The sequence below is a fragment of the Mesorhizobium sp. CNPSo 4661 genome, assembly GCF_057784215.1.
The window spans coordinates 279772-293949 of the sequence record NZ_JBWGIO010000005.1 but is presented as its reverse complement, the minus strand read 5'-3'; the positions used below and the strand labels follow the sequence as shown (position 1 = coordinate 293949).

At 65.3% G+C, this 14178-nt stretch carries 15 protein-coding genes; 9 read left to right on the top strand and 6 right to left on the bottom strand.

Annotation, left to right across the window (positions count from 1 at the left end; genetic code table 11):
• Positions 1–220 precede the first annotated feature (220 nt).
• Complete coding sequence (locus tag AC0YKC_RS09940) at positions 221–1261, top strand: endonuclease/exonuclease/phosphatase family protein (protein WP_320296702.1); 1041 nt, start codon at positions 221–223, stop codon at positions 1259–1261.
• Between the two features lie 29 nt (positions 1262–1290).
• On the opposite strand, the gene tlpA is transcribed toward AC0YKC_RS09940, so the two are convergent.
• Positions 1291–1977, bottom strand: coding sequence for a thiol:disulfide interchange protein TlpA (gene tlpA, locus AC0YKC_RS09935; RefSeq protein WP_488510946.1), 687 nt, complete (start codon positions 1975–1977; stop codon positions 1291–1293).
• Positions 1978–2010: 33 nt separating this feature from the next.
• Between tlpA and argH the strand changes: the two genes are divergently transcribed.
• The 3 genes from argH (at position 2011) to lysA (ending at position 5061) form a co-directional block, all read left to right on the top strand.
• Positions 2011–3411: an argininosuccinate lyase gene (argH, locus tag AC0YKC_RS09930; protein WP_488510945.1), complete on the top strand. Its 1401-nt coding sequence runs from the start codon at positions 2011–2013 to the stop codon at positions 3409–3411.
• A gap of 119 nt (positions 3412–3530) precedes the next feature.
• Positions 3531–3737 carry a lipoprotein gene (locus AC0YKC_RS09925; protein ID WP_126081034.1) on the top strand — a complete coding sequence of 69 codons (207 nt, stop codon included), beginning with the start codon at positions 3531–3533 and terminating at the stop codon, positions 3735–3737.
• A gap of 55 nt (positions 3738–3792) precedes the next feature.
• Positions 3793–5061, top strand: a complete 1269-nt coding sequence (gene lysA, locus AC0YKC_RS09920; protein ID WP_488510944.1) for a diaminopimelate decarboxylase — start codon at positions 3793–3795, stop codon at positions 5059–5061.
• A gap of 21 nt (positions 5062–5082) precedes the next feature.
• On the opposite strand, the gene AC0YKC_RS09915 is transcribed toward lysA, so the two are convergent.
• Complete coding sequence (locus tag AC0YKC_RS09915; protein WP_488510943.1) at positions 5083–5385, bottom strand: ArsR/SmtB family transcription factor; 303 nt, start codon at positions 5383–5385, stop codon at positions 5083–5085.
• A gap of 50 nt (positions 5386–5435) precedes the next feature.
• Between AC0YKC_RS09915 and AC0YKC_RS09910 the strand changes: the two genes are divergently transcribed.
• The 4 genes from AC0YKC_RS09910 to AC0YKC_RS09895 all read left to right on the top strand — a co-directional run bounded on the left by AC0YKC_RS09910 (position 5436) and on the right by AC0YKC_RS09895 (position 10215).
• Positions 5436–6377, top strand: a complete 942-nt coding sequence (locus tag AC0YKC_RS09910; protein WP_488510942.1) for a threonine/serine dehydratase — start codon at positions 5436–5438, stop codon at positions 6375–6377.
• A gap of 114 nt (positions 6378–6491) precedes the next feature.
• Entirely contained in the window at positions 6492–9095 is a 2604-nt protein-coding gene (locus tag AC0YKC_RS09905) for a TIGR02302 family protein (RefSeq protein WP_488510941.1), read from the top strand.
• A 91-nt stretch (positions 9096–9186) separates the two neighbouring features.
• Positions 9187–9552, top strand: a complete 366-nt coding sequence (locus AC0YKC_RS09900; RefSeq protein ID WP_434724185.1) for a glyoxalase superfamily protein — start codon at positions 9187–9189, stop codon at positions 9550–9552.
• 60 nt (positions 9553–9612) lie between these two features.
• Positions 9613–10215, top strand: a complete 603-nt coding sequence (locus tag AC0YKC_RS09895) for a DsbA family protein (RefSeq protein WP_488510940.1) — start codon at positions 9613–9615, stop codon at positions 10213–10215.
• Positions 10216–10227: 12 nt separating this feature from the next.
• Here AC0YKC_RS09895 and AC0YKC_RS09890 read toward each other — a convergent pair whose 3' ends face one another.
• On the bottom strand, positions 10228–11112 hold the full coding sequence (locus tag AC0YKC_RS09890; RefSeq protein ID WP_488510939.1) for a LysR family transcriptional regulator: 885 nt from the start codon (positions 11110–11112) through the stop codon (positions 10228–10230).
• A gap of 358 nt (positions 11113–11470) precedes the next feature.
• Between AC0YKC_RS09890 and AC0YKC_RS09885 the strand changes: the two genes are divergently transcribed.
• Positions 11471–12424 carry a DMT family transporter gene (locus tag AC0YKC_RS09885; protein WP_488510973.1) on the top strand — a complete coding sequence of 318 codons (954 nt, stop codon included), beginning with the start codon at positions 11471–11473 and terminating at the stop codon, positions 12422–12424.
• On the opposite strand, the gene AC0YKC_RS09880 is transcribed toward AC0YKC_RS09885, so the two are convergent.
• From AC0YKC_RS09880 to AC0YKC_RS09870, 3 genes are all read right to left on the bottom strand, one after another.
• On the bottom strand, positions 12407–12778 hold the full coding sequence (locus AC0YKC_RS09880) for a response regulator (RefSeq protein ID WP_320296692.1): 372 nt from the start codon (positions 12776–12778) through the stop codon (positions 12407–12409). The two genes, AC0YKC_RS09885 and AC0YKC_RS09880, sit on opposite strands and share 18 nt — an antisense overlap.
• 83 nt (positions 12779–12861) lie before the next feature.
• Complete coding sequence (gene hpt / locus AC0YKC_RS09875; RefSeq protein WP_095816886.1) at positions 12862–13404, bottom strand: hypoxanthine phosphoribosyltransferase; 543 nt, start codon at positions 13402–13404, stop codon at positions 12862–12864.
• Between the two features lie 86 nt (positions 13405–13490).
• Positions 13491–14120, bottom strand: coding sequence for a hypothetical protein (locus tag AC0YKC_RS09870; protein ID WP_434724187.1), 630 nt, complete (start codon positions 14118–14120; stop codon positions 13491–13493).
• Positions 14121–14178: the final 58 nt, after the last annotated feature.

Genomic DNA, 14178 nt, shown 5'->3' with positions numbered 1-14178 from the left:
GTTTTGCGCAAGTCCTTGCCCGCTCTCATAGAGAAGGTATGTGACAGTTCTGTTGTGCCCCCTGGATCGGCAGGCGGCCACTGTGGACAGCCAGTCTCTCCTCCCCTGGCAGCGGTCGCGCCGGCATGAAAACGTCACATCGGCGCTCTAGGAAGCTAGGGCGCCTCGAAGCGGCGAAAAGACCTTCCGTGATTAACCGGCTAAATGGATGACAAGAGACATGCTGGTCCCGCAGCTCACGCACGTGCCCGTCGCCGCCCGCAACGCCATGCGGGACGGGCCCCGCGACAGCGCCACCCATCTGCGCCATGCCGCCGCCGTTCCCGCCCTCGGTGAAATCGAGATCGGCGGCCAGGCGTCGCGTGGGAGCGCCGGCGAGAGCCTGACCGTCCTGGCCTGGAACGTCGAGCGGCTGCGTCATGTCGATGCCATCGCCGCAACGATCGCCGGCCGGGCGCCGGACGTCGTGCTGCTGTCGGAGGTCGACAAGGGCATGGCGCGCTCCGGCAACGGCCATCTGTTGAGCCGGCTTGCCGATCGCCTAGCTCATTCCTACGCCTATGGCGTCGAGTTCCTGGAACTCGGCACCGGCAATGAAACGGAGCAGGCGGCAAATGGCAGCGCTGAGAACAGCGAGGGCTTCCACGGCAATGCCGTAACCAGCGCCGTTCCGCTGCTGCGGCCTTTTCTCATTCGCCTGGACGCCGCCGGCGCCTGGTTCCTGCCGGAGCACGGCCAGCCGCGCATCGGCGGCCGCATGGCGCTTGGCGGCCAGGTGATGGTCGGCGACCATCGGGTCACCGTCGCTTCGGTGCACCTCGAGAACCGCACGACGCCAGCCGGCCGCGCCGACCAGACGCGCCACCTGCTCGACGCCATCGACAGATATGACGCGGATGCGCCGGTCCTCATCGGCGGCGATTTCAACACGCTGACCGCCACCTATCCGGAACGCAATGACGATCCCGCCGCTTGGCTAGAGCGCGTCGCCGCCGAGCCGGACCGGCTGATGGATCCGGAGCGTCATGAGCCTTTGTTCGCGGTGTTTGCCGAGCATGGCTACGACTGGAAGACGGCCAATGCTTTCGACAAGCCCACCCAGCGGCGCGCGGCCGGCGATTTGACGCCTGCCGGTCATATCGACTGGTTTTTCACCCGCGGCCTCACGGCAAGCGCGCCGGCGACGCTGCCGGCGGTGTTGCCGGACGGCAGCCCGAGCGCCGATCACGAGGCGTTGGTGGTGACGGTGCGGGTGAAGTAACGGTCATCGGATGGGCACCGACCCGGCGGTCACGGTCCCACGGCCGCTTCCACCAGCCGCTTGGCGTCGGGGCTCGACCATTCGGCCGGGCCGTTCATATGCGCGATCAGGCAGCCTTCGCCATCGATCAGCATGGTGACCGGAAGCCCGAGCGCCAGCCCACGCGTCTTCACTTCATTGAACAGCGCGATCGTCGGATCCCGGTAGAAGCCAAGCGTTTGGACGCCGATCTCCTTGAGGAACTTCTTCGGCTTCGTGTCGTCGCCGGTATCGACATTGACCGCGACGACCTCGAAGGCATTGCCGCCCTTTTCCTTCTGCAGCGCATCGAGGGCGGGCATCTCGGCGCGGCACGGCGCGCACCATGTCGCCCACAGATTGAGCAGCACCGTCTTGCCGGCATGATCAGCCAGCGTCATCGGCTTGCCGTCGGGGCCGTTGAAGGCCAGGCTCTTCAGCGATTGCGGCGGGTCGGCCGGCTGCAGGGCCGCGACCTGGCCGACGGCCTTCGCGGCGACCTGCTTGGCGCGCCCGGCCTTGGCCGCGCAGGCGGCATCGTCCTTGCCGGCGGCCGCGGCGACCGTCCCGGAGGCAGCGTTGTTGCCAGAACCGCTCTCGCTGACATATACCGCGACCGCGCCAGCCAGCACGCCCGCCACCAAAGCGGCAAGGATGAGGCGCGTAGCCGGAAAAAAGAATCTCTTGCCGTCTGCCATTTTCAAAACTGCTCCGGAGCACGGGTTATAGCGATGAGCGACAAGAAGGCCAGCAACCAGATGTGGGGCGGACGTTTTGCCTCGGGTCCGGCCGCGATCATGGAAGCCATCAACGCGTCGATCGGCTTCGACCGCAAGCTCTATGCGCAGGACATAGGCGGATCGATCGCCCATAGCCAGATGTTGGCTGAAACGGGCATTATTTCGGCGGCAGATCAAGAAAAAATCGCTCACGGGCTGAACACGATCCTGAAAGAGATCGAGGCCGGCACGTTCGAATTCTCGACCAAGCTGGAAGACATCCACATGAATGTCGAGGCCCGCCTTGCCGACCTGATCGGCGCGGCGGCCGGACGCCTGCACACCGCCCGCTCGCGCAACGACCAGGTGGCGGTCGACCTGAGGCTCTGGGTCAAGCAGGAGTGCCAGCGTGTCGCCCAGGCGTTGAAGGATCTGATCGCCGCGCTCCTGGAACGCGCCGAGGAGCATGCGGCGACCGTCATGCCCGGTTTCACCCATATGCAGGCCGCGCAGCCCGTGACTTTCGGCCACCATTGCATGGCCTATGTCGAAATGTTCGGCCGCGACCTCTCGCGCGTCAACGACGCCATCGAGCGCATGGACGAAAGCCCGCTGGGCGCGGCGGCCCTTGCAGGCACCAGTTTCGGCATTGACCGCCACATGACGGCCAAGGCGCTGGGCTTCCGCGAGCCGACGCGCAATTCCCTCGACAGCGTCTCGGATCGCGATTTCGCGCTCGAATTCCTGAGCCTCGCCGCGATCTGCGCGACGCACCTCTCCAGGCTCGCCGAGGAGATCATCATCTGGTCGACGCCGCAATTCGGCTTCATCCGCCTGTCGGATTCCTTCTCCACCGGCTCCTCGATCATGCCGCAGAAGAAGAACCCGGACGCCGCCGAGCTGGTGCGCGGCAAGACCGGCCGCGTCAACGGCCATCTCATCGGCCTGCTGACCGTGATGAAGGGCATGCCACTGACCTACGGCAAGGACATGCAGGAAGACAAGGAAGCGGTTTTCGACGCCGCCGAGACGCTCGACCTGATGCTGGCGGCGACCGCCGGCATGGTGCGCGACATGACCGTCAACGCCGCCGCCATGAAGAAGGCCGCCGGCGCCGGTCACGCCACCGCGACCGACCTTGCCGACTGGCTGGTGCGCAATCTGGGCCTGCCCTTCCGCGAGGCTCATCATGTCACCGGCCGCGCCGTGGCGCTCGCCGAGGAGAAGAAGGTCGGGTTGGAAAAGCTCTCGCTGGAGGACCTGCGTTCGATCCATCCCGGCATCACTGACGGCATCTTCTCGGTGCTTGCCGTGCAGAATTCGGTGAAGAGCCGCACGAGCTTCGGCGGCACCGCGCCGTCGGAAGTGCGAAAGCAGGTCCGCTACTGGAAAAAGCGTCTCGCCAAGGCTTAGTGCATGTCGCCCAGACGTGTGCAGCGGTTCTGGGACAACGACATGCCTCAAAACAAATGCAAAGCGCTGAAAACTCGGCTAAAAGCGCAGCACGCAATCAGTTTCGAACGGATGGATCGATGACCCGTAGCAGGATTTTGGTGACGCTCGCGCTGCTGGCGGCGGTTGTCACCGTCACGGCCTGCGGCAGGAAGACCGGCCTCGACACGCCCTATGAGGCGGCGGAGCAGGCGCGCAAGGATGCGGAAAAAGCCAAGCAGCCGCTGCCGCCCGAGCCGGAAAAACCGGTCAAGGACAGGAAGTTCATCCTCGATCCCCTGCTCTAGAGCCGATGAGATCGACCCGATCTCATCGAGCTTCAACTTTTCGGAACCGAACCCTGTGAACCATTTCGATTACCGCGACGGCGTTCTCCATGCCGAGGATGTCGCCATCCCTGATATCGCAGCCGAGGTCGGCACCCCCTTCTATTGCTATTCGACGGCGACGCTGACCCGGCATTTCCGCGTCTTCAGAGAGGCTTTCGCCGGCCTCGACGCTCTGGTCTGCTACGCCATGAAGGCGAACTCCAACCAGGCCGTGCTGAGGACGCTGGCCAGGCAGGGCGCCGGCGCCGACGTCGTCTCCGAAGGCGAATTGCGCCGCGCTTTGGCCGCCGGTATCCCGGCCAGCAAGATCCTGTTTTCCGGCGTCGGCAAGACCGCGCGCGAGATGGACTTCGCGCTTTCCGCCGGCATCCTCTGCTTCAACGTCGAATCCGAGCCTGAGCTGGAGCTTTTGTCGGCGCGCGCCGTGGCCCTCGGCAAGGTGGCGCCCATGTCGCTGCGCATCAATCCGGATGTCGATGCCAGGACGCACAAGAAGATCTCGACCGGCAAGGCCGAGAACAAGTTCGGCATTCCGTGGCAGCGCGCGCGGCAGGTCTATGCCCGTGCTGCGCAACTGCCGGGCATCAAGGTGACCGGCATCGATACCCATATCGGCAGCCAGATCACCGAATTGCAGCCGTTCGACGATGCCTTCGCGCTGCTGGTCGAACTGGTCGGGGCGTTGCGCGCCGACGGACATGCCATCGAGCATGTCGATCTCGGCGGCGGTCTCGGCATTCCCTACCGCGTCGACAACAGCCCGCCGCCGCTGCCCGACGCCTATGCCGAGATCGTCAGGAAGCACGTCACCAGGCTGGGCCTGAAGGTGATGTTCGAGCCCGGCCGCCTGATCGTCGGCAATGCCGGCATCCTGGTGTCTGAGGTCATCTATGTGAAGGAAGGCGACGCCAAGAACTTCCTGGTCGTCGACGCCGCCATGAACGACCTGATCCGGCCGACGCTCTATGACGCCTTCCACGACATCCGGCCGGTGGCGCAGCCGCCCGCCTCCACGCCGCGCATGAAGGTCGACGTCGTCGGCCCGGTCTGCGAGACCGGCGATTTCATCGGCCTCGACCGCGACCTGCCGAGGCTGAAGGCCGGCGACCTGATCGCCGTTTCCACCGCCGGCGCCTACGGCGCGGTGCAGGCCGGCACCTACAACACACGGCTTCTGGTGCCTGAGGTTCTTGTCGACGGCGACCGCTTCCATGTCGTGCGGCCGCGCCAGACCTATGAGGACCTGCTCGGGCTGGATTCGGTCCCCGACTGGCTGAAGTAGCGCGCCCGACCAAGCGCTAGCCTAGATCTTCTCCTGGATCAGCGCCTTGGCCTCGGCAATCCGGCCCTCGTCGCGGCGATAGAAGATCCATTGCTTGGTGCGCTTGGTGCTGAGCAGGCCGACTTGGGTCAACACGCGCATGTGCTCGCTCAGCGTCGCCTGGGTGATGCCGAGCTTTTCGGCGATCAGCAGCGCGCAGACACCGTCCTCGACCAGGTCGCCATCGGCCTGGCGCGGAAAATGCGCGCGCGGATCCTTGAGCCAATCGAGGATCTGCAGCCTGCGCTCATTGGCGATCGCCTTGAAGATGTCGACCTCTTGCATTTAGCCATTTTGCTAAGTTACTAATTGAAGTCAATCCCGAGGAGCAGGTCATGTTCAACACCAGAACGATCACGCGCGAGCGCATCGCCGCTGTCGAGCCGCGCATCCGCCCCTATATCCGCCACACGCCGGTGATGCGCGTCGACATGGCCGACTTCGGCCGTCCCGGCTTTCCGGTCGATCTGAAACTCGAATGCCTGCAGCATTCCGGCTCGTTCAAGGCGCGTGGCGCCTTCACCAACCTGCTCGAACGCCAGGTGCCCGAGGCTGGCGTGGTCGCCGCGTCCGGCGGAAATCATGGCGCCGCGGTCGCTTACGCCGCCATGAAGCTCGGCCACAAGGCCAGCATCTTCGTGCCCGAGGTCAGCCCGCCGGCGAAGCTCGCGCGCATTCGCGGCTACGGTGCGGAGCTGGTGGTCGGCGGCGCGCGCTATGCAGAGGCACTCGCCGCCAGCGAGGATTTTGCAGCCAGGACCGGCGCCCTGCAGGTGCACGCCTTCAACCAGGCGGAAACGCTGCTCGGCCAGGGCACGCTCGGCCTGGAGATCGAGGCCGACCTGCCTGAAATCGACACGCTGCTTGTCGCCGTCGGCGGCGGCGGCCTGATCGGCGGCATCGCCGCCTGGTTCTCGGGGCGCATCCGCATCATTGCCATCGAGCCCGAGGGAGCGCCGACACTTTACCGCGCCCTGGAGGCCGGCCATCCGGTCGATGCGCCCGCCGAAGGCATTGCCGCCGATTCGCTGGCGCCGAAGCGCGTCGGCGAAATGATGTTCCCGATCGCCGAGGCCTTCGTCGAACGCTCGATCCTGGTCAGCGACGACGACATCGTCGTGGCGCAGAAGGCGCTGTGGGACCGCGTGCGAATCATCGCCGAGCCCGGTGGCGCCGCGGCCTTTGCCGCCATGCTGTCGGGGCGCTATGTGCCGGCGGAGAGCGAGCGCGTGGCAGTGCTCGTCTGCGGTTCCAACACGAATCCGGCCAATTTCTGATCATAACCCGGCCAAACCGCTTCACGTTTTTGGAACCCGCCTCGCCTTTGCCGTGTTTGCTGGTATCCTTCTGCCGATGACGTCCGGGCTATTGTGCCCTGGCAGGAAGGGCCGATGACCGAACGACCCATTTCCAGCGGCGAACGCGGCCTGGCGGGGCGCTTGGCGCTCAGCCGCTTGGCAACGCGGGCCTCGATGCTCTTCGAGCGCGCCTGGCCGCTGGTGCTGCCGCTGCTGGTCGTCGCCAGCCTGTTCCTCAGCTTTTCATGGTTCGGCCTGTTCCCGCGTCTGCCGGACGCGGCGCGTATCGGCCTTCTGATCCTGTTCGCGCTGGCGGCGCTCGCGGCTCTCTATCCGCTGCGCTTCTTCCGCATGCCCTCGGCGGCCGAGGTCGACAGGCGCATCGAGGCGGCGAACGAATTGCTGCACAGCCCGGTGCAGGTGCAGACCGACCGGCCGAGCGGCGCCGACAGCACCTTCTCGCAGGCGCTGTGGCGCGAGCACCAGAAGCGGATGGCCGAGCGGCTTTCCAACCTCGGCGCCGACCGGCCGCGCACCGGCGTGCCGGACCATGACCGCTGGGGCCTGCGCGCCGTGGCGGGGCTGCTGTTCGTCACGGCTTTGGCCTTCTCCTTCGGACCCTTTGGCGGCAGGGTCAGCGACGCTTTTGTCGCCCGCGCCGCGCATGACGCGGTGCCGCCGCGCATCGACGCCTGGGTGACGCCGCCCGCCTATACCGGCAAGGCGCCGCTGTTCCTGACCGCCGATGCCAACCAGGCCGTCCAGACCTTCTCCGTTCCGCAGGGCAGCGACGTTTCGCTGCGCGTCACTGGCGGCTCGGGAGAGGAAACGCTGAGCTATGCCGATCAAGGCGGCAATGACCGCGCCATCGAGCCCACGGCGCCCCCCCTAGCATCCAAGGGGACCACGCCCGCCGCCAGCCAGACGGCGCCAAAGGTGCGCCAGTTCTCCGGCAAGCTGAACACCAACGGCACGCTGACGCTGAAATCCGGCGAGGGCGATCTCGGTCACTGGGCCTTCGCCGTCATTCCCGACAAGCCGCCGACGATCCGTTTCGTCGGCGAACCGAAGCGTGCCGTCAACGGCTCCATCGAGTTGAACTACCAGATCGACGACGACTATGGCGCGGCCTCAGGCAAGGCCGTTTTCGAGCTGTCGGACCCGCCGGCGGCCAAGGCCCATCCGCTCTACGGCGCGCCCGACATGCCGTTGACGCTGCCGCGCCGCGGCGGCAAGGCGAACGCCGCCAAGACGACCAAGGACCTGACCGAACATGTCTGGGCCGGCACCAACATCAAGCTGACGCTGAGCGTCACCGACGATGCCGGCCACACCGCGACCAGCGAAACCAAGACGCTTGCGATGCCGGAGCGGCCTTTCGCCAACCCGCTCGCCCGCGCGCTGATCGAGCAGCGCCGGCTGCTGGCGCTCGACACCAATGCCAAGCCGCGCGTCCTCGACCTGATGGACGCGATCACGCTGCGTCCCGAGGACACGTTCGACAACATGTCGAACTATCTCGCCATCATGAGCGCGAGGAGCCGGCTGAAGCTCTCCGAGAGCGACGACCAGCTGCGCAACGTCGTGTCCTATCTGTGGGAAATCGCGCTCGGCATCGAGGAAGGCAATCTGTCGGCCGCCGAGCGGCGGCTGCGCCAGGCGCAGCAGGCGTTGCAGGACGCCATCAAGAACGGCGCCAGCGATCAGGAGATCGAGAAGGCGATGAAGGAACTGCGCGAGGCGATGAACCAGTTCCTGCAGGAATTCGCCCAGCGCGCGCGGCAGAACCCGAACGCGCCGCAGATGCAGCAGAACGGCCGCGAGCTGCGCCAGAGCGATATCGATCGCATGATGGACCAGATCGAGAACCTGGCCAAATCGGGTGATCGCGACAAGGCCCAGCAGCTTCTCTCCGAGCTGCAGGACATGATGAACAACCTGCAGGCCGGCCGTCAGCAGCCGGGCGGCGAGCAGGATAGCGAGTTGCGCCAGCAGATGGACAAGCTCGGCGACATCATGCGCCGCCAGCAGGAAATGATGAACGACACCTTCCGGCTGGACCAGATGCAGCGCGGGCAGCGTGGCGAAGGCGGCGAGCAGCAGCAGCTTGGCGAGGACGGCGAGCAGGGCCAGTCCGACGACCAGCAGCGGCCCGGCCCCGGCCAGGACCGCGATCCGCTGGGACGGCCGAAAATGTCGCCGAAGGATTTGGCCGATGCGCTGAAGCAGCTGCAGGAAGGCCAGGGCCAGTTGCAGAGCGAGCTCGACCAGCTGAAGAAGGGGCTCGAGGGCATGGGCATGGAGCCCAATGAGGGCTTCGGCGAGGCCGGCAAATCGATGGGCAATGCCGAAAAATCGCTTGGCCAGGGCGATGGCGACCAGGCCGTCGGCCACCAGGGCCGCGCGCTGGAGGCGCTGCGCCGTGGCGCCAAGGACATGATGAAGCAGATGCAGGCCATGCAGGGCGACCAGGGCGGCAGCGAGCAGGGTGGCCGCCAGCAGGACGCCGACCGCGATCCGCTGGGGCGGCCGCGCGCCACCAACGGCCCCGATGACGGCACCTCCGTCAAGGTTCCCGACGAGATCGACGTCCAGCGCGCGCGCCAGATCCTCGACGCGATCCGCAAGCGGCTCGGCAACGCGCTCAGCCCCGACATCGAGCGCAGCTATCTCGAACGGCTGCTGGAACTGAAGTAAGCTCGCCCAGAGCAATTCCAGGAAAAGTGTGAAGCGGTTTTCCGTCCGGAATTGCGTGAACCACTCAAACCCTTCCGGATTGCCGTCGCCTATGCCGAAGCTTGGAACCGTCACGCCGATCCTGCGCATGTTCGACATCGCCAAGGCGCGCGAATTCTATCTCGATTTCCTCGGCTTCGAAGTCCGCTTCGAACATCGCTTCGACGACAATGCGCCGCTCTACATGGGCATCGCGCGCGACGGTTGCGAATTGCATTTGAGCGAGCATCATGGCGACGGGTCGCCGGGCGCCCACATTCGCGTCGCAGTCGCCGATATCGTCGACCTGCATCGCGAGTTTATTGCCAAGAAATACCGCTTCAACAGGCCAGGCTTGGAGACGACGCCGTGGCAGACGAAGGAGGTCACGGTCATAGATCCCTTCGGCAACCACCTGACTTTCTTCGAGAGCGACTGAGCGCGGTCGGTTGTCGTCCGGCCCGCCTGCCGATATCGTCGCCGTCAAGGGGATATGGCGATGATCGACTTCTGGTTTTCCATCGGCAGCACCTACAGCTATCTTTCGGTGATGCGACTGGCGGACATCCAGGCTGAAACCGGCATCGAGTTCCGCTGGCGACCGTTCAACGTGCGCTCGATCATGATCGAGATGGACAACATCCCCTTCGCCAGGAAGCCGGCGAAGGCCGCCTATATGTGGCGCGATATCGAGCGCCGCGCCGCGATGTACAAATTGGTGCCGAAGCTGCCGGCGCCCTATCCGCTTGCCGAACTCGAGCGCGCCAATCGTGTCGCCGTCATCGCCGCGCGTGAAGGCTGGTGCGAGGCCTATGCGCGGGAGAGCTACCGTCGCTGGTTCGAGATGGGCGAGCCCGCAGGGAGCGAGCCCAACATCTCGGCAAGCATCGAAAAGGCCGGGCGAGAACCCGAGCCCATCTTGCGGCAGGCCGACAGCGACGCCGCCAAGGCTGATCTCGCCGCCGCGACGGAACAGGCCAAGGCGCTGGGTATTTTCGGCTCGCCGAGTTTCCTCGTCGACGGCGAGCTGTTCTGGGGCGACGACCGACTGGACGATGCCATGCGTTGGCTGAGGCAGATCGAAAGCGGCCCGCCGGACTGAACGTCTTGCGCGCTAAAGGCCGGCTGTCGCGCTCGCCTGCCGGGTCAGCATGAACGCCTCGCGGATCGCGTTCTCCATGCCGTCGATCGCCTCGCCGGTCGCCAGCGGATTGCGGTGCAGCACGACATTCGAGGAATCGATGTCGCCGAAACCGTCGGCGACCGTCAGCTCGCGGCAATCCTCCGGGATGTTGCTGCGCGAGATCGGCGCGATCGCCAGGCCCGAGGTGACCGCAAGCGTCAGGCCGCCATTGGTGTCGCTGGTGTAGGCCACGCGGTAATCGAGGCCGCGCTGCTGCAGCGACTTGATCGCGAAGTCGCGGCACCAGCCGTTGCGGCTGTAAAGCGCGATCGGCACCGGCCGTTCCTCATGCATGTGATGCAGCGTCGATGTCACCCACACCGTCGGGTCGTGCATCAGCACCTCGCCGCCGGAAGAGCCCTCCCATTCGAACACCACGGCGAGATCGAGCTCGCCGGCCGCGAGCGCCCTCACCTGCGAATCCGAATGCGCGTAACGCACCGTGACCTCGACGCGCGGATGCCGCTTGGCGAATTCGCCCAGTGCCCGCGACAGGATCGACCGGCCATATTCGGCCGGGATGCCGATGCGCACCAGTCCGCCGAGCGGCGGCGCCACCAGCGAGGCGGCCGTCTCGTCGAGCAGCGAGACGATTCGGCGCGCGTTGGCAATGAGCTCGCCGCCGCGGCGCGTCAGCGCCACACCGCGCGATCCGCGTTCGAACAGATCGTCGCCGACCATGTCCTCCAGCTTCTTCATCTGCATCGACACGGCCGATTGCGTGCGCCCGGCTTTCTCGGCCGCGCGGGTAAAATTGCCGGTTTCGGCCACCGCCACGAAGGTGCGCAGGAGGTCGCTGTCGAGCACGGGCTTCATCGATTCCGCCATAAGCAAATTTGATTGCAGGCATCATTCCAATTCGTTTGCAAGATGTCAAACGCCGCGGGATAGTCCCCACACCCATTGGATATGCGACCGCGAAATCGGCCGCGGACCAATCGAAGAGTCCTCACTCGTACCCGCTGCCTGAAAATGGTAGCGGGTTCTTTTTACGAGCGTGATCCCGAAAGGCGGGAACCGGTTTTCGGAGAAGATCACGCTTCAACAGAGAGCTAGATCAAGGTGGCGGTTCACCGAAACGTCATCCTGATCTGGAGCAATTCCAGGCCCAGCGGTTTTCCGTCCGGAATTGCATGAAATGAATACCCAAACGGCTCGCGGGGGGCCGATACTGATGCAGAACCGGATGGTGCTAGGCATTCTGAGCCTCTGCCTCGGCGTGCTGGTCTTTTCGCTGCAGGATCCGCTGGTGAAGGCGGTGTCGAGCGGCTATCCGGTGACCCAGGTGATGGCGATCCGCGCCATCGTCGCGCTGCCGATCCTGATCGTTCTCGTCCAGGTCGATGTCGGGCTGAAGGCGGTGCTGTCGAAGCGGGCAGGCATGCTGACGCTGCGCGCCTTCATCCAGTTCTCGTCCTATACGGTCTACTATCTGGCGATCGCCGCCCTGCCGCTGGCCGACGCGGTGGCGCTCTATTTCATGGCGCCGCTGTTCATCATGGCGATGGCCGGTCCCTATCTCGGCGAGCGCGTCTCGTGGAAGACGCTGGCGACGGTGCTGATCGGCCTGGTCGGCGTGGTTGTGATGGTGCGTCCGGGCGCCGGCGTGTTCGACTGGGCGGCGCTGCTGTCGCTGGGCTCGGCGTTCCTCTACGGCTTCTCGCAGTTGATGGCGCGCCGCATCGGCGACACTGAATCATCGACGGTGATGGCCTTCTACCAGAACGGTGCCTATCTCAGCGGCGCCGTCGGCGTTGCGGCCGTCTTTCATGTGGCCGGCATCACCCATGCGGCGCATCCGAGCGTCGAATTCCTGGTACGGCCATGGGTATGGCCGACGATGCCTGATTTCCTGAAGATGGCCGCCTGCGGCTTCGTCGCTTCCGCCGGCATGATCCTGCTCTCGCAAGCCTATCGCATGGCGCCGGCCAACCGTGTCGCGACGTTCGAATATACCGGCATCCTGTGGTCGCCGCTGTGGGGCTTCCTGTTCTTCGCCGAGGTGCCGCGCGAAACGACCGTGCTCGGCGCGGCGCTGATCATCGGCGCCGGCCTGCTTGCGCTCGGCGGCGGGCGTCGGCGAGGCGCCGCGCCGGCAGCCGGTGCGGTCTCAAGCGAAACAGCTTAGCGCCTTGCCGACGCGGGCGCGGATCTCGGCCAGCGTGAACGGCTTCTGCACGACATCGAGGATGATGCCGTTGAGTTCCTCGGCGCGCTCGCGCTGGTCGGCATAGCCGGTCATCAGCATGATTCTCATCGCCGGAAACTCTCTCGCCGCGGCCGTCGCCATTTCGATGCCGTCCATTTCCGGCATGCGGATGTCGGACACCACCAGATCGTAGCCGCCACGCGCTTGCCGGATCAGATCCAGCCCCTGCGCGCCGTCGGTGGCGACGGTGACATTATGGCCGTCGCGCTCAAGCGCGCGGGCGGCGAGGGTGCGGACGGACTCATCGTCCTCGACGATCAGAAGCTTTGCCATGCCGAGATAGATGCCGCCGAAACGTTGACGTTTTCTGAAAATTCTAACGAACGGCGGCTTTTCGGGGTGAGCTCAACGCCTCTTCAGGCGTCGCCCTTCACCACCCCGACAAACGGCAGCTCGCGGAACGCATGGGCGACATCCATGCCGTAGCCGACGACGAAATAGTCCGGGCAGTCGAAGCCGACATAGTCGGCGTTGAGCGCGGTCTGGCGGCGCATGCGCTTGTCGAGCAGCACGGCGATGGCGCAGCTCTTGGCACCGCGCGAAAGCATCAGGTCGCGCGTGTAGGAAAGCGTCTTGCCGGATTCCAGTATGTCGTCGATCAACAGCACGTCGCGGCCGGCGACCTCATTGTCGATGTCGCGCAGCACCCTGACCTCGCCGCTCGTCGTGCCGGCGCCGTAGCTGGAAATGAAGATGAACTCGACTTCCGGCGACAGGCCGACATCATGCATGGCGCGGATGAGATCGGCGGCGAAGACGAACGAGCCCTTGAGGATCGAGATCACCAGGAGGTCATGGTAATCGCGCCCGGCGATTTCCTTGGCGAGCTCGAGATTGCGGCGCGCGATCGCCGACGCCGAAAACAGGACCTCGATGTCCTTGCCACGCACAACTGGCATATTTTATCCCCTCAAAAATCGGCGGCAACGTCGATAGGCGGGCTGAGATTCAGGTCAAGGCCGGCCTCACCTGAATATCGGCACACCTAGCCGGCGAAGATTACGGATACTGTCCTGACGCCGTCTTTAGGCACATCGAGGCGGCTGGAAAAGCCGAATCTTTCGCCGGGAGCCAGCGAGCGGTTGGATGTCCCCAGCCTGTAGCGGATGATGTTGGCGTTGTTGTCGGTGACGCGGATTTCGAGCGGCGGCAGCGCCTCCGACCTCATCCCGTCATTGGCCGCCTCGCCATCCACGAACAGCACCGGCTTCAGGCCCGATGCATCGATGCGCGACGTCACGCCGGAAATGGTAAGCGCGCTTGCCGGAGCTGCGGTCGTCCAGAAGGGGCTCTGCCGGACCAGCGCGTGACCGCCCGACACCCAAAACGAGATCAGCGCGATGCCGACGCCGGCGATCCAAAACGCCGGGCCGCCGCGCGAGGGCCGCGACGGCGTCGCCTCCGGTTTGCGCAGCATGCCCATGCCGCCGATCGACGGCGTCGAGGGAATCTGCGGCATCCGCGCCGCTGGCGCCGCGGCAAAACGCGGCAGCACCACATAGTCGGCATCGACGATGTCGGCCGCATCGAAAATGACGCGTTCCGGCGCGGCATTTGTTGCCGGACCGGTCATGATTTCGCCGGAAACAGGGCGCGCGGTTCTGTCGTCAGCCATTACGGCACCAGTGCAGTCTTCGTTTCTTTTGCGTAAACGGAATTGGTTAACGCTTCCC